Annotated in this window: 12 protein-coding genes; 9 read left to right on the top strand and 3 right to left on the bottom strand. The window is 74.0% G+C overall.

The window, feature by feature from the left end; genetic code table 11:
- Nucleotides 1–220 precede the first annotated feature (220 nt).
- From OHB09_RS06235 to OHB09_RS06220, 4 genes are all read left to right on the top strand, one after another.
- Nucleotides 221–1,339, top strand: a complete 1,119-nt coding sequence (locus tag OHB09_RS06235) for a quaternary amine ABC transporter ATP-binding protein (protein WP_006141721.1) — start codon at nt 221–223, stop codon at nt 1,337–1,339.
- The gene (locus OHB09_RS06230; RefSeq protein WP_191890160.1) at nt 1,332–3,146 is read left to right on the top strand and encodes an ABC transporter permease/substrate binding protein; all 1,815 of its coding nucleotides are present in this window, start codon (nt 1,332–1,334) and stop codon (nt 3,144–3,146) included. Before OHB09_RS06235 ends, OHB09_RS06230 begins: the two co-directional genes overlap by 8 nt.
- A 218-nt stretch (nt 3,147–3,364) precedes the next feature.
- On the top strand, nt 3,365–4,339 hold the full coding sequence (locus tag OHB09_RS06225; RefSeq protein WP_006141719.1) for a hypothetical protein: 975 nt from the start codon (nt 3,365–3,367) through the stop codon (nt 4,337–4,339).
- A gap of 181 nt (nt 4,340–4,520) precedes the next feature.
- On the top strand, nt 4,521–5,075 hold the full coding sequence (locus OHB09_RS06220; RefSeq protein WP_006141718.1) for a helix-turn-helix domain-containing protein: 555 nt from the start codon (nt 4,521–4,523) through the stop codon (nt 5,073–5,075).
- Nucleotides 5,076–5,128: 53 nt separating this feature from the next.
- On the opposite strand, the gene OHB09_RS06215 is transcribed toward OHB09_RS06220, so the two are convergent.
- Entirely contained in the window at nt 5,129–5,830 is a 702-nt protein-coding gene (locus OHB09_RS06215; protein WP_167793715.1) for a gamma-glutamyl-gamma-aminobutyrate hydrolase family protein, read from the bottom strand.
- Nucleotides 5,831–5,904: 74 nt separating this feature from the next.
- Nucleotides 5,905–6,717 (bottom strand): FadR/GntR family transcriptional regulator, encoded by an 813-nt coding sequence (locus tag OHB09_RS06210; protein WP_252306761.1) that lies wholly within the window; start codon nt 6,715–6,717, stop codon nt 5,905–5,907.
- A gap of 74 nt (nt 6,718–6,791) precedes the next feature.
- On the opposite strand from OHB09_RS06210, the gene OHB09_RS06205 reads away from it, so the two are divergent.
- The 5 genes from OHB09_RS06205 to OHB09_RS06185 are packed head-to-tail and all read left to right on the top strand — an operon-like array spanning nt 6,792 to nt 12,823.
- Nucleotides 6,792–8,156, top strand: a complete 1,365-nt coding sequence (locus OHB09_RS06205; RefSeq protein WP_093592520.1) for a glutamine synthetase family protein — start codon at nt 6,792–6,794, stop codon at nt 8,154–8,156.
- A 19-nt stretch (nt 8,157–8,175) separates the two neighbouring features.
- Nucleotides 8,176–9,591 (top strand): aldehyde dehydrogenase family protein, encoded by a 1,416-nt coding sequence (locus OHB09_RS06200; RefSeq protein WP_319117096.1) that lies wholly within the window; start codon nt 8,176–8,178, stop codon nt 9,589–9,591.
- Entirely contained in the window at nt 9,588–10,403 is an 816-nt protein-coding gene (locus tag OHB09_RS06195) for a 3-oxoacyl-ACP reductase (RefSeq protein ID WP_006141713.1), read from the top strand. Before OHB09_RS06200 ends, OHB09_RS06195 begins: the two co-directional genes overlap by 4 nt.
- 34 nt (nt 10,404–10,437) lie before the next feature.
- Nucleotides 10,438–11,802: an HAD family hydrolase gene (locus OHB09_RS06190; protein WP_328921699.1), complete on the top strand. Its 1,365-nt coding sequence runs from the start codon at nt 10,438–10,440 to the stop codon at nt 11,800–11,802.
- A 49-nt stretch (nt 11,803–11,851) separates the two neighbouring features.
- Nucleotides 11,852–12,823: a DUF2510 domain-containing protein gene (locus tag OHB09_RS06185; protein WP_191852380.1), complete on the top strand. Its 972-nt coding sequence runs from the start codon at nt 11,852–11,854 to the stop codon at nt 12,821–12,823.
- Between the two features lie 34 nt (nt 12,824–12,857).
- On the opposite strand, the gene OHB09_RS06180 is transcribed toward OHB09_RS06185, so the two are convergent.
- Nucleotides 12,858–14,060, bottom strand: coding sequence for an amino acid deaminase/aldolase (locus OHB09_RS06180; protein WP_328921698.1), 1,203 nt, complete (start codon nt 14,058–14,060; stop codon nt 12,858–12,860).
- Between the last annotated feature and the right edge of the window lie 874 nt (nt 14,061–14,934).

Here is a 14,934-nt window from a genome sequence, read left to right as displayed (position 1 = left end):
GGCGGGCGTGCCCGGGGTTGGGCATGGGCGTGAACGGGTCCCGGGGGCCGTGGGGCGCACCCGGCGTACCCGGCTCCGGAGGGTGTGTGAAGGGTGTCACGTACGCGTTTGAAGGCCGGTGATCAGGGCAGGCGCCGCCCTTGCGCTCGGCCGGTTGACGCTTCAACCGGTATCGACCGGCCGACGCCGAGCAAGGAAGCCGGAAATACGAGAGGAACACGTGTCATCAAGACTGCAGGCCGAGCACCTGTACAAGGTGTTCGGCAGACGACCCGACGACGCCGTGGAACGCATCCGGAAGGGCGCCGACCGTGAGGAGCTGCGCGAGGACGGTGTCACCGCCGCCGTGATCGACGCGTCCTTCTCCGTCGCTCCCGGCGAGATCTTCGTCGTCATGGGCCTGTCCGGATCGGGCAAGTCCACGCTGCTGCGGATGCTCAACGGACTGCTCGAACCCACCTCGGGACGGGTCTCCTTCGACGGCCGTGACCTCACCGCACTCGACGACCGCGAGCTGCGCGAGGTCCGCGCCAGGAAGATCAGCATGGTCTTCCAGCACTTCGCGCTCTTCCCGCACCGCAGCGTCCGCGAGAACGCCGCCTACGGCCTTGAAGTGCAGGGCGTGCCCCGCGCCGAGCGCGAACGCCGCGCCGACGAGGCGCTCGCCCTGTGCGGCCTGGCCGGCTGGGAGTCCTCCTGGCCCGACGAGCTGTCCGGCGGCATGCAGCAGCGCGTGGGCCTCGCCCGCGCCCTCGCCACCGACGCCGACCTGCTGCTCATGGACGAGTCCTTCAGCGCCCTCGACCCGCTGATCCGCCGCGACATGCAGGACCAGCTGCTCGAACTGCAGAAGACCCTGAAGAAGACCATCGTGTTCATCACCCACGACCTGAACGAGGCCATGCGCCTGGGCGACCGCATCGCCGTCATGCGCGACGGCCGCATCGTCCAGACCGGCACCGCGGAGGACATCCTGCTGCGGCCCGCCGACGACTACGTCGCCTCCTTCACCAAGGACGTCGACCGCTCCCGCGTGCTGACCGCCGAGTCCGTCATGGACACCGAGGTCAGGGGCGACGAGGCCGACTGCGGCTGCGAGACCGCCGACCCGGCCACGCCCTTCACGCAACTGTGCGCGCTCAGTGCCCGGCTCAGCCACCCCGTGGCCGTGGTCGCGGGCGGCGAGGGCGAGGGCGGCGAGCGCCGGCTCGTCGGTGTCGTCCCCCGGCAGCGCCTCGTCGGCTTCCTCGGCGGACGCCCCGGCACCGAGGGAGGTGAGCCCGTGCCCTGCGACCGGCCGGGCGACGCGCGCGGGGAGAAGGTGATCAGCCGTGCCTAGGATCCATCTCGGCGACCGGGTCGACGACGGCGTGAGCTGGCTCGTCGACCACATGTCCTGGCTCTTCGACGCGATCAAGACGGTCGTCGAAGGCATGTACGACGGTGTCGACGCCGTCCTCGGCGCCCCCTCGCCGCTGCTGATGGCCGGCATCCTCGCCGTCCTCGCCTGGTGGCTGCGCGGCCTGGCCGCCGGCGTCCTCACCTTCGCGGGCTTCGCGCTCATCGACTCGCTCGCCCTGTGGGACCGGTCCATGTCGACCCTGTCCCTGGTCCTGGTCGCCACCGTGATCGCCCTGGTGATCGGTGTTCCGGTGGGCATCTGGGCGGCCCGCTCGAAAACCGTGTCCTCCGTCGTACGGCCGGTCCTCGACCTGCTCCAGACGATGCCGTCGATGGTGCTGCTGATCCCGGCGATCCTGTTCTTCGGCCTGGGCGTGCCCGCCGGCGTCATCGCCACCCTGATCTTCGCGATCGCCCCCGGCGTCCGCATGACCGAGCTCGGCATCCGCCAGGTCGACGCCGAGCTCGTCGAGGCGGCGGAGGCGTTCGGCACGAGCCCGCGCAACACCCTGCTGCGCGTCCAGCTCCCGCTCGCCCTGCCGACCATCATGGCCGGCGTCAACCAGGTGATCATGCTCGGTCTGTCGATGGTCGTCATCGCCGGCATGGTCGGCACCGGCGGTCTGGGCGGCGCGGTCAACGAGTCCATCGGCCAGCTCGACATCGGCCTCGGCTTCGAGTCCGGCCTCGGCATCGTCATCCTCGCCATCTACCTCGACCGGGTGACCGGCGCGCTCGGCACCCAGCTCTCCCCGCTGGGCCGGCGGGCCGCCGCCCGCGCCCGCGCGGCGGGCGGGACCAAGGCGTGGGAGCACCGCCCGCGTCCGGCGGTCGCCGTCGTGGGCGTGGTCGTCCTGGCGCTGGTCGCCGGCGGCATGGGCATCTTCGGCTCGTCCTCCTCCGGAAGCGTCCAGGCCTCGGACGGCGACATCGGCCACGGCAAGAAGATCGGCATCGGCTACATCCCCTGGGACGAGGGCATCGCCACCACGTTCCTGTGGAAGGAGATCCTCCAGGAGCGCGGTTTCGAGGTCACCACCAGCCAGTACACCGCCGGCCCGCTCTACACCGGCCTGGCCGCCGGCCAGATCGACTTCCAGACCGACTCCTGGCTGCCCACCACGCACGCCGAGTACTGGAAGAAGTACGGCAAGCAGCTCGACGACCTCGGCTCCTGGTACGGGCCCACCAGCCTGGAGCTGGCCGTGCCCGCCTACGTCAAGGACGTCGAATCGCTCGCGGACCTCAAGGAGCACGCCTCCGAGTTCGACGGCCGGATCGTCGGCATCGAGCCCAGCGCGGGCGAGATGGGTCTGCTCAAGAGCAAGATACTCAAGGCGTACGGCCTGGACGGCACGTTCAAGGTCGTGGACGGCTCCACGCCCGCGATGCTCGCCGAGCTCAAGCGGGCCTACGCCAAGAAGGAACCGATCGTCGTCCCGCTGTGGTCGCCGCACTGGGCGTACAACAACTTCGACCTGAGGAAGCTCAAGGATCCCAAGGGCGCCTGGGGCAAGGGCGACGACGTCCACGTGCTCGCCCGCAAGGGCTTCACCGAGGACAACCCCGTGGTCGGCAAGTGGCTGAAGAACTTCTCGATGACCGAGAAGCAGCTCACCAGCCTCGAGGCGGAGATCCAGAAGGTCGACAAGGGCCAGGAGCGGGACGCGATCCGCGCCTGGCTGAAGAAGAACCCCGGTCAGCTCGACAAGTGGGCGCCGGTCGGCGACGCGAAGACGGAGTAGTCGGCGGTACGGGGGGCGTCGTGACGGGAGAGGGGCGGGGCGACCCGCCCCTCTCCCGTGCTTCCCGTGCTTCCCGTGCTTCCCGTGCTTCCCGTGCTTCCCGTGCCTCCCGTGCCTCGCGAGGCGGAGCGGGGGAGAGGCACGTGAGAGGGCCATTCGGGGTACCCGGCCCTTCGCGTACGCGTGCGTCCCTGCCCGCCGACCATCCGGGAGGCGTCGTGATCCCAGCGCCCCGCCCCGTGCTGTACGCGGCCCTCGCCGCCCTGGTCGCCTTACTCCCCACAGCCGGCCCGGTGCTCGCCCAGCCCTCCGCCGCCGCCCGCTTCACCCGGCTCGCCGGCGACGTCCGCGAGGCCGACGGCCACCTCTACGACGCCCGGGACGACACCGGCCGCACCATGGACGCCGCGCAGATCGTGCAGCCGCCCTCGGGCCCGTACCTCGCCGTCTACCACACCGCGCTCGAGGACGGCCGTTTCCACGCGGCCGTCGCCACCTCCACCGACCTGCGCACCTGGCACCGCAGACACGACTTCGGCCCCGGCACCAGCCAGCCCTCCCTCGCCGCCACCGAGGACAGCGGCGGCGACTGGGTCCTCGCCTACGAAAAAGATCCGGACAATCACCTGGAGCTACGGTCCTACCCGGGACTCACCGCCCTCCTGACCGGCCGCCCCGAACGCTCCTTCGACGCCCCGCGCACCCTCTCCCGCTGCGCCGAGGGCACCCCCGACATCACTGCCGCGCGCGGCGGCACCGTCGAACTCACCGGCCACTACCGCGACCGCTGCGACACCGACCGCCAGCTCACCGCCGTCCTGCACGGCTTCCGCGCCTGGCGCACCCACCCCGACCAGCGGCTCGACCACGCCGTACGGGCCTGCGGCCCCCGCGGCAACATCGGCGACCGCACCTCCCTGCGGCTGGCCGGCCACGACCTCGTCCTGATCGAGGGACAGCTCCGACCGGACGACTTCGGAAGCTGGCGGTTGTACGGTTATGACCCCCGGCTCGGCCGCGCCGAACCGGTCGCCGTACGCACCCACCGCGGCAGCCACGCCCTCGCCAACCCCTCCGCCACCACGATCACCGCCCCGGACGGCCGGCGCGCCCTCCTGGTCAGCGTGTTCGTCCCGCGCGAGGGGGCGGCTGCGGGGGAAGCGGGCGAGCTCCTCTACTGGCGCAATCTGTGAGCCTCGTGGTACAGCCCGGTCACGGCGTTGTGAAGGGCGCATGAAACGGTTTGCCGAACGTGCGTAGGGTGCAGACAACCGTGGAGCGCACAGGGCTCCGCACGAACCACCGGCGGCCGGCCGCCGACCACTACCGATGAACGACACGACCGACCGACGAGCGAGGGAGGAGGCGGAGGCGATGGGCGACCACAAGGAACAGCCCCTGCGGGTGGGCGCGGCCGTCCGGCGACGGCGCCGGGCCCTGGAACTCACGCTCTCCGTCGTGGCCGAGCGCAGTGGGCTCTCGGTGCCCTTCCTCAGCCAGGTGGAGAACGAGAGGGCCCGCCCCAGCCGGCACTCGCTGGAGAAGGTGGCCGCCGCCCTCGGCACGACGGCCGCGACGCTGCTCGCCGCCGCCGACCCGGCCGGCGGCGTGGACGTGGTGCGCGCCGACGAGGGGGAGCACACGCCCGCCCGGGTGCGCTCCCTGGTGCGCGGGCACCACCAGCTGCACGCCCTGGAGTTCATCGGCGACCACGACGCGGGACGCGAGTTCCAGCACCGCAACGACGAGCTGATGTACGTCGTCGAGGGCGGCATCGAGGTCGAGGCGGAGGGCCGCGCCCAGCGCCTCGGCCGGGGCGACACGCTGTACCTGACCGGCGGGATACGGCACCGCTGGCGGGCGACGGTGCCCGAGACCCGGGTCGTGGTCGTCGCCGTGGGCGAACACCTGGACCCGGGCGGCGCGTAGGGCCTGTTCCCGAAGCGGCGCCGTCCGCCCGTCGGGGCGTCGTCGGGTCCGACTCAGTCCCGCCGGGACGCCTCCTCCACCAGCGCCCGCATCACCCGCACGTCGTCCCCCATCTCCGGATGCCACTGCACCCCCAGCACCCAGCCGTGCTCCGCGCCCGGGGGCGTCTCCACCGCCTCGACCACGGCGTCCTTCGCGTACGCCGAGACGACCAGCCCCTCGCCCAGGCGCTCCACGGCCTGGTGGTGGTAGGCCGGGACCTCGCAGACCTCCGGCACGATCTCCGCGTACCGGGACCCCGGCACCGCCTCCACGGGATGCGTCCCGAACACCCCCACGCGCTCGGCGTGCCCGTCCAGGTGCTGCACCAGGGTGCCGCCCAGCGCCACGTTGAGGAGCTGCATGCCCCGGCAGATCCCCAGCAGCGGCGTGCGCGCACGGAGCGCGGCCCGGATCAGCGCCAGCTCCCACGCGTCGCGCTCCGGCGCCGCCGGCCCCGTCCGGGGCGAGCGCTCGGCGCCGTAGCGGGCCGGGTCGACATCGGGACCGCCCGCGATCACCAGGCCGTCGAGCCGCGCGAGGGTCTCGGCCGCCCGGTCCGGGTCGTCCGGCGGCAGCATCACCGCGAGACCCCCGGCCCGCTGCACCAGCCGCGGGTACCCGGCGGGCAGCAGCGCCGCCTCCAGCTCCCAGACGCCCCAGCGCGCCCCGGACTCCAGATACGTGCTCACGCCGATCAACGGCCGTCCGCCCACACCACTCACCCGCGCCTCGCTCCGCCAATGGCCTGCCACCGTACCTTTGCCGCCCGTCCCCCGCGGGACACGCCCTAGGCCAGGAACCCGCGCAGCAGCGCCGCCGTCCCCGCGCAGTGCTCCCGCATCCGCTCCCGCGCCGCCTCCGGGTCCCGGTCCAGCACCGCCTCGACCAGCGCGGTGTGCTGCCGCTGCGAGTGCTCGAGGTTGCGCACGAGAAGCGGGATGCACTCCAGCAGGTCGTTCAGCGTGGCCCGCACCGCCGCGTACTGGGCGGCGAGCGTCGGGGAGCCGGACAGCTCGGCGAGGGTCAGGTGCAGCAGGGTGTCCCCGCGCCGGTAGCCGCCCGGCGGCGTGTCCCGGGTGCCGGCCAGCGCCGCGCGCAGCCGCGCGGCCCCCGCCCCGTCCAGCCCCTGCGCCGCGCACAGCCCGGCCGCGCCGACCTCCAGCACCTCCCGGAAGCGCAGCACGTCCTCCAGGTCCACGGAGGCGGTCCGGCGCCGCAGCTCGGCCGCGCCGCCCGCGTCCCGCGTGCCGCCCGCCTCCGCGCGGGGCAGCACGAACGTGCCGCCGTAGCGGCCGCGCCGCGAGGTGACCAGGCCCTCCTCGTGCAGCACCCGCAGCACCTCGCGCAGCGTCACCCGGCTGACGCCCAGCCGCCCGGCCAGCTCCCGTTCGGCGGGCAGCCGCTCCCCGGCGGGCACCAGCCCGAGCCGCAGGACCCGCAGGATCTGCTCCAGCGCCTCCTCGAAGCCGTTGCCCGTCCGCACCGGCCGCAGCACCGGGGCCAGCCGGTCCCGCGCACCGTCCGCCGCGCCCTCAGGGGCGCCTTCCGGAGCGTCCTCCTGCGGGCCGTCCCCCGGCTCGCCCGGCGCGTTCCGCGACATGCGCGGCACCCCCTTCCCAGGCAATGGTCCAACGCCATACCTTAGGGCTCCCGGCTGACCGAGGAGGCCTTCCCGTGGCAGACCGCACACCCCCGCTCGGCGTCGAGGAACTGCACGCCCTCGTCGCCGGCGGCGAGATCGACACCGTCGTCCTGGCCTTCCCCGACATGCAGGGGCGGCTCCAGGGCAAGCGGTTCGCCGCGCGCTTCTTCTGCGACGAGGTACTGGAGCACGGCACGGAGGGCTGCAACTACCTCCTCGCCGTCGACGCCGACATGAACACCGTCGACGGCTACGCGATGTCCTCCTGGGAGCACGGCTACGGCGACTTCGTGCTCCGCCCCGACCTCGCCACCCTGCGCCGGGTGCCCTGGCACGAGGGCACCGCGCTCGCCCTGGCCGACCTCACCTGGCACGACGGCTCCCCGGTCGTCCCCGCCCCCCGCCAGATCCTGCGCCGCCACCTGGAAGGACTGGCCGAGCACGGCTGGAGCGCCCAGGTCGGCACCGAGCTGGAGTTCATCGTCTTCAAGGACACCTACGAGCAGGCCTGGGACGCCGGCTACCGCGGCCTCACCCCGGCCAACCAGTACAACGTCGACTACTCCGTCCTCGGCACCGGCCGCGTCGAACCCCTGCTGCGCCGCATCCGCAACGAGATGGCGGGCGCCGGGCTCACCGTCGAGTCCGCCAAGGGCGAGTGCAACCCCGGCCAGCACGAGATCGCCTTCCGCTACGACGAGGCCCTCGTCACCTGCGACCAGCACGCCCTGTACAAGACCGGAGCCAAGGAGATCGCCGCCCAGGAGGGCGTCTCGCTCACCTTCATGGCCAAGTACAACGAGCGCGAGGGCAACTCCTGCCACATCCACCTCTCCCTCACCGACGCCGACGGGGCCAACGTCATGGACGGTGACGGACCCGAGGGCATGTCGGAGACGATGCGGCACTTCCTCGCCGGACAGCTCGCCGCGCTCCGCGACTTCACCCTCCTCTACGCGCCCCACATCAACTCCTACAAACGCTTCCAGCCCGGCTCCTTCGCCCCCACCGCCGTCGCCTGGGGCCACGACAACCGCACCTGCGCCCTGCGGGTGGTCGGCCACGGCCGCTCCCGGCGCTTCGAGAACCGGGTGCCGGGCGGCGACGTCAACCCCTACCTCGCCGTGGCCGGCATGGTCGCCGCCGGGCTGTACGGCATCGAGCACCGTCTGGAGCTCCCCGAGCCGTGCGCGGGCAACGCCTACTCCGCCGACTACGCGCACGTGCCCACCACCCTGCGCGAGGCGGCCGAACTGTGGGAGCACAGCCCGCTCGCACGGGCCGCCTTCGGCGACGAGGTCGTCGCCCACTACCGCAACATGGCCCGCGTCGAACTGGCCGCCTTCGACGCCGCGGTGACCGACTGGGAGCTGCGCCGCTCCTTCGAACGCATGTGAGAGGCAGGCAGTGCCCACCATGAGGCAGGCAGCGCACGACGTGAACGACGACCACGCGCCCGCCCCGGAGGAACTCCGGGTGCTCGACCCCGCCACCGAGGAACTCCTCGCCACCGTCCCCGCCGCGAGCCCGGCCGACGTGGACGCGGCCGTCGCCCGCGCCCGGCGGGCGCAGGAACGCTGGGTGGCCCTCGCCCCCGGCGACCGCGCCCGGCTGCTGCGCCGCTTCGCCGCGACCGTCGACGCCCACCTGGAGGAACTCGCCGCGCTGGAGGTGCGCGAGGCCGGGCACACCGTCGGCAACGCCCGCTGGGAGGCCGGCAACGTCCGCGACCTGCTCGACTACGCGGCCGGGGGAGTGGAGCGGCTCACCGGCCGCCAGATCCCGGTCCCCGGCGGTCTGGACGTCACGATCCTCGAACCGCTCGGCGTGGTCGGCGTCATCGCGCCCTGGAACTTCCCGATGCCGATCGCCGCCTGGGGCACCGCCCCCGCCCTCGCCGCGGGCAACGCGGTCCTCCTCAAACCCGCCGAGGCCACCCCGCTCACCGCGCTCCGCCTCGCGGAACTCGCCCTGGAGGCCGGGCTGCCCGAGCACCTGTTCCAGGTGCTGCCGGGCCACGGACCGGTCGCGGGCGCCGCCCTCGTCGACCACCCCGGCGTGGCGAAGATCGTCTTCACCGGGTCGACCGCCGTCGGCAGGCAGGTCTGGGCGAGGAGCGGGGAGCACCTCAAACGCCTCACCCTCGAACTCGGCGGCAAGAGCCCGAACCTCGTCTTCGCCGACGCCGACCTGGAGACGGCCGCGGCGGCCGCGCCGATGTCCTTCCTCGACAACTGCGGCCAGGACTGCTGCGCCCGCACCCGCATCCTCGTCCAGCGCTCCGTCCACGAGCGCTTCCTCGACCTGCTGGCCCCCGCCCTCGAGGCCGTCCGCGTCGGCGACCCCGCCGACGAGCGCACCGACGTGGGCCCGCTGATCTCCGCCGCCCAGCTCGCCCGTGTCCGCTCCTACGTCGACCCCGGCGCCCCCGCCCTCCGCGGCACCGCGCCCGAGGGCCCCGGCTTCTGGTTCCCGCCCACCGTCCTCACCGGCACGGACCCGGACGCGCGTGTCGCCGTCGAGGAGGTCTTCGGCCCCGTCGCCGTCGTCCTGCCCTTCGAGGACGAGGCCGACGCGATCCGCCTCGCCAACGCCACCCCCTACGGGCTGTCCGGCTCGATCTGGACCCGCGACGTCGGCCGCGCCCTGCGCGTCTCGGGCGCCGTCCGGGCCGGAAACCTGTCCGTCAACTCCCACTCCAGCGTCCGCTACTGGACCCCGTTCGGCGGCTACAAGCAGTCCGGCATCGGCCGTGAGCTGGGCCCGGACGCCCTGACCGCGTTCACCGAGACCAAGAACGTCTTCATCTCCACGGAGGGCCCCGCACAATGAGCGCACAGCCGTCGGAACAAGCGTCGGAACAGCCGTCGGACGTCGTCTGCCGCCGACTGGTCGGCCGCACCGCCGTCGTCACCGGGGCCGGCAGCGGCATCGGCCTGGCCGCCGCCCGCCGGCTCGCCGCCGAGGGCGCCCACGTGGTCTGCGGCGACGTGGACGCGACCCGCGGCCGGGCCGCCGCCGAGGAGACCGGCGGCCTCTTCGTCGCCGTCGACGTCACCGACCCCGACCAGGTCGAGGCACTGTTCCGGGCCGCGGACGACACCTACGGCTCGGTCGACGTCGCCTTCAACAACGCGGGCATCTCCCCGCCCGACGACGACTCCATCCTGGAGACCGGCCTGGAGGCGTGGAAGCGCGTGCAGGAGGTCAACCTCACCTCCGTCTACCTGTGCTGCAAGGCCGCCCTGCCGTACATGCGGCGCCAGGGCCGGGGCTCCATCATCAACACGGCGTCCTTCGTGGCCCGCATGGGCGCCGCCACCAGCCAGATCTCGTACACCGCCTCCAAGGGCGGCGTCCTCGCCATGTCCCGCGAACTGGGCGTGCAGTTCGCCCGCGAGGGCATCCGCGTCAACGCGCTGTGCCCCGGCCCCGTCAACACCCCGCTGCTGCGCGAGCTGTTCGCCAAGGACCCCGAACGGGCCGCCCGCCGCCTGGTGCACATCCCGCTCGGCCGGTTCGCGGAGGCCGAGGAGATCGCCGCCGCCGTCGCCTTCCTCGCCAGCGACGACTCCTCCTTCGTCAACGCCACCGACTTCCTGGTGGACGGCGGAATCTCCGGTGCCTACGTCACGCCTCTGTAGCCCCGGCGGCCCCGGGGTGTAGCGTCCCGTTCCCATGCGACTCCGACGAGCGATCACCCCCACGATCATCCGGACGACAGCGACCTTCGCCGCGGTCGCCGCACTGGCGGCCGCACCGTCGGCCGAGGCGGCCACCGGCGGCACGGCGGGCACCGGCACGGCGGGCAATGGGACGCACAACATCCACGCCACCGCCGCGCACCGCGACTGCCCCGAACTGAGCACCGACTGGTACGGCGCCAACCGGGAACGGCTCCAGCAGGTCATCGACACCTTCGGCACCTGCTACGGCGGGCGGCACAAGGGGCACCGCCCGGTCGCGGCCTTCGACTGGGACAACACGATCACCAAGAACGACGTCACCGACGCGACCCTGTCCTGGGCGCTGCGGCACGACAAGATCCTGCGCCCCGCCCGCTGGAAGGACACCAGCGCCTGGCTCACCGACGCCGCCGACCGGGCGCTGACCGAGGCCTGCGGCACCGAGGTGCCCGTCGGCGCGCCCCTGCCGACCGCCACCGACACCGACTGCACCGACGAGATCTTCGAGATCCGCGAGAACGCCACCACCATGAGCGGCGCCGCCGCCTTCTCCGGCACCTGGAACCACCGGCGCACCGTCCCCCAGTACGCCTGGGTGCCGCAGCTCTTCGCCGGGCACACCGTCCCCGAACTCTCCTCCTACGCCCGCCACGCCCGTGACGAGGCCCTCGCCGCGCCCGTGGGCTCCACCCGCACGCTCGGCACGCACACCGTTCCGGGCTACGTGCGCTACTACGAGCAGCAGCGCGACCTGGTCCGCACCCTGCGGAAAGCGGGCTTCGACGTCTGGATCGTCTCGGCAGGCTCCGAGCCGGTCACCGAGGTCTGGGCGCCGGGCGTCGGCATCGACGCCGCGCACACCGTCGCCATCCGCTCGGTCCTCGACCGCCGCGGCCGGATCACCACCTACAACACCGGCTGCGGCGACGTACCGGTGAACAAGGGCACCGCGATCCCGTACATCGACGGCAAGCGCTGCTGGATCAACCAGGACATCTTCGGCATCCACGGCGCCGCCGCCTGGAAGAAGCAGGACCGGGCGCACCGCATCGTGATCGGCGGCGGCGACGCCGACACCGACGTCACCTTCGTCGGCGACGCGGTCGGCGCGCACCTCGTCCTCAACCGCAACAAGGCCGAGATCATGTGCCGGGCCTACGACGACGCCGACGGCCGCTGGGTGATCAACCCCATGTTCATCGAGCCGCTGCCGCGCAAGGCCGACCCCTACCCGTGCTCGACGACCGCGTACAACGAGCCCGACGGGAGCCGGGGCCCGGTGCGCCGGGAGGACGGCTCCGTGGTGCCGGACCAGAAGGACACGGTGTACGGGCCGGAGTCCGCGCACAGTTCCTGACGTTCCCGAGAGTGGTGGGGACCGGCCGGGTGCGGCCTGGAGTGCCGGGATGAGCAGTGCGCCGCCGCCCGGCTGGTACCGGGACCCGTCCTACCCGTTGAGCGAGCGCTGGTGGGACGGGACCGCGTGGACCGACCACCGCCGCACACCGGAACCGGGGCCCGGGTCACTACCGGGGCCGGGGCCGGTGGCGGCGTCCTCCGCTGTCTTCGTCCCCGTCGTCCCCGAACGCCCGGGTTCCGGCCGCGGCCGGGTCCTCGCGCTCGTGGCCGCCGGGGTCGTGCTGCTCGCGTGCCTCGGGACCGGGATCGCCGTCCTCGGGCGCGAGGGCGGGGACGACGGCGAGGAGGGCGGCCGGGCCGGGGCCGGGCCGAGCGCCCCGGCCTCCGGGGCCTCCGCCGCCGCGGGGAAGTCCGCGGGACCGAAGGCGCCGCAGCCCTCCGCCGCCGCCGACCCCTCGGTCGTCGTGGACGACCTGAACGGTCTCACCTTCCCGGTCCTCGAGGGCTGGGAGCGGCCCGAGCACGTGGCCGAGGACGACGTCGTCCTCACCACCCCCGGCACCTACACCTGCCCCGGCGACTCCGTCGGGGTGTGCCGGCACGGCCGCGTCCTGTCCCGCACGGCCCCGGCCGGCCCGAGCCCGGAGGAACTCGCCAAGGACGACGTCCAGGACGCGGCAGAGGCCGAGTACGACCGCGACGGCGCCGGTGACCGGCCCTACGGCGGCGTGACCTCCCACCGCCTGGTGAAGCAGGGCCAGGTCGCGGTGGCCGGCCGCGCGGGGTACTTCGTGCGCTGGCGCGTGACCACGGCCGAGGGTCCCGGCGGCTACGTCGAGTCCCTCGCCTTCCCGTCCAGCGTGGGCTCCCAGTCGCCGGTCCTGGTCCGCTTCGCCTTCGACGCGGGCGCCGACGGTCCGCCGGTCGCCGACATGGACCGCATCACCGAGGGCATCCGCCCGGTCGGCGACGCGGCCGGGGACGGCGGGGTGGGCAGCAGTATCGGCCCGGGGCGCTGAGACGCGGCTGCAGACCCTAGGTGGCCGAGGGCTCTCAGAGGAAGGTCCGCCCCTCGCCCCGGTACGTCGGCACGGTCGCCGTGATCGTCTCGCCCTCGACCAGGTGCAGTGCCTCGAAACGCTCGCACAACTCGCCCGCCTTGGCGTGCCGGAACCACACCTTGTCGCCGATCAGCAGATCGTCGGCCGGTGAGCCGAGGAGCGGGGTCTGCACCTCGCCGGCGCCCTCCTGGGGGTCGTACCGCAGCCCCTCCGGCAGATAAGGCTCCGGTAGCCGGTCCCGGCCGGCCGCGCCGGAGGCCGGGTAGCCGCCGCCGAGCACGGTCACCACGCCGACGCCCGGCCGCCGCACCACGGGGAGGGCGAACAGGGCGGCCGGACGGCCGCGGAACGACGTGTAGTTGTCGAACAGCCGCGGCACGTACAGGCCGGAGCCGGCCGCGATCTCGGTGACCGCGTCCTCGGCCGCCGTGTACTGCACGCTGCCCGTGCCGCCGCCGTTGACGAACTCCAGGTCCGGCGCGACCGCCCGGACCGCGCGCACGGCCTCCACGCGCCGCGCGGCCAGCTCCCGGCGGGCGGCCGACTGCATCAGCCGTACCGCCCGGGAGCGCAGCGGCTGCCCGGCCACGGCGTCGCCGACCCCGGCGATGTGCCCCTCGTACGCCATGATCCCCACCAGCCGGAAACCGGGGGTACGGGCGATCGTGCGGGCCAGTTCGGCCAGTTGGGCGGGGGAGTGCAGGGAGGAGCGGCGGGCGCCGATCCGCACCCGGCCGCCCAGCAGCCGCAGGGAGGTGTCCAGCTCCACGCAGACCCGCACCTCCTCGGTGCCGCCCGCGCGGGAGTCGTCGATCAGCCGGAGCTGGGCGGGGTCGTCGACCATGACCGTGACGGCGGCGGCCAGCTTGGGGTCGGCCGTCAGCTCGGCGTAGGCGGCGCGGTCGGCGGAGGGGTACGCGAGGAGCACGTCCTCGAAGCCGGAGCGCGCGAGCCACAGGGACTCGGCGAGCGTGTACGACATGACGCCCGCGAAGCCCTCGCGCGCCAGGACCCGTTCCAGCAGGGCACGGCAGCGCACGGACTTGCTGGCGACCCGCACCGGCTTGCCCGCCGCGCGGCGCAGGATGTCCTCGGCGTTGGCGTCGAAGGCGGCGAGGTCGACGAGGGCGAGAGGGGCGTCGAGAGCGGCGGTGGCCCTGTCGTACCGGGCACGGTCTGCGGCACGGGCGGTCATGCCCGAAGCCTGCCAGAAGTGATTACCGCAGGGTAGGGGACGTTCCGGGCCAAAGCCCCTGGCATCCCCGAGTGGTTCCCGTGCGGGCGGGTTCAGCCCGTAGAGTGACGCGCGGTGAGGGGGAAGGACCGGAGATGGAACAGGGGAGCGGACCCATGAGCACGGAAGCAGACCGCGCCCCGGTCCCCCCGCGTCCCCTCGTCCCGCCGGCCGGAACACGGCCCGCGGGGCCCCGCACCTCCCCGCGGGCGCAGGGGGCCGAGCCCGCCCGGGCGGCCGGACGCCCTCCCGAGCACACCCCGGGCGCGGAGCCCCCGGAGGACGGCAGGGGCCGCGGGAGCGGTGGAGAGAAGCCCCCGGGCCGCCCCCACGGACCCGCGCGCCCGTACGTCCCCGGCCCCGGACCGGGCCCCGGCGAGCCGGGCCCGGGCCGCCACCCGCACCGCCACACCCCGGGTACCGGCGGCACGTCGAGCACGTCCGGCACCTCGGGCACGTCCGGGTCGGCCGGCACCTCCACCACATCCGGTCCCCCCGGCGCTTCCGGCCCGGCGGCGCCCGCGCCCCCGGGCGCCCCGCGCTCCGGCGTGCACCCCCGGCGCGTGGGCAGCGACACGCCCCCGCCGCCCGCCCCCTCCTCCCGCTTTCCGGACACCCCACCCGCCCCGGCGGCCCCACCCGTCCCACCGGCACGTCCGGCACGTCCGGCACGTCCGGCCCCAACCGTCCCGCCGGTCCCACCGGTTCCACCAGCCCGGCCGGCCCCGTCGGCGAGTGACGGCGTCCACCGTCCCCGCCCCCGCCCTCGCCCCGACGGCGGCATCGTCGAGACCACGGGACCGCTGCCGCCCCCACCCCCGGCACCCCCCGCCCC

Origin of the sequence: Streptomyces griseoaurantiacus, from assembly GCF_036189845.1 — a bacterium.
Taxonomy (GTDB): Bacteria; Actinomycetota; Actinomycetes; order Streptomycetales; family Streptomycetaceae; genus Streptomyces; species Streptomyces griseoaurantiacus.
This window is presented reverse-complemented; position numbering and strand designations above follow the sequence as displayed.

Coding starts and splice junctions, on each gene's coding strand:
- OHB09_RS06185 (WP_191852380.1), top strand. CDS start 11,852: ATGAGCAGTGCGCCGCCGCCCGGCTGGTACCGGGACCCGTCCTACCCG.
- OHB09_RS06180 (WP_328921698.1), bottom strand. CDS start 14,060: ATGACCGCCCGTGCCGCAGACCGTGCCCGGTACGACAGGGCCACCGCC.
- OHB09_RS06210 (WP_252306761.1), bottom strand. CDS start 6,717: ATGTCGCGGAACGCGCCGGGCGAGCCGGGGGACGGCCCGCAGGAGGAC.
- OHB09_RS06200 (WP_319117096.1), top strand. CDS start 8,176: ATGAGGCAGGCAGCGCACGACGTGAACGACGACCACGCGCCCGCCCCG.
- OHB09_RS06190 (WP_328921699.1), top strand. CDS start 10,438: ATGCGACTCCGACGAGCGATCACCCCCACGATCATCCGGACGACAGCG.
- OHB09_RS06195 (WP_006141713.1), top strand. CDS start 9,588: ATGAGCGCACAGCCGTCGGAACAAGCGTCGGAACAGCCGTCGGACGTC.
- OHB09_RS06220 (WP_006141718.1), top strand. CDS start 4,521: ATGGGCGACCACAAGGAACAGCCCCTGCGGGTGGGCGCGGCCGTCCGG.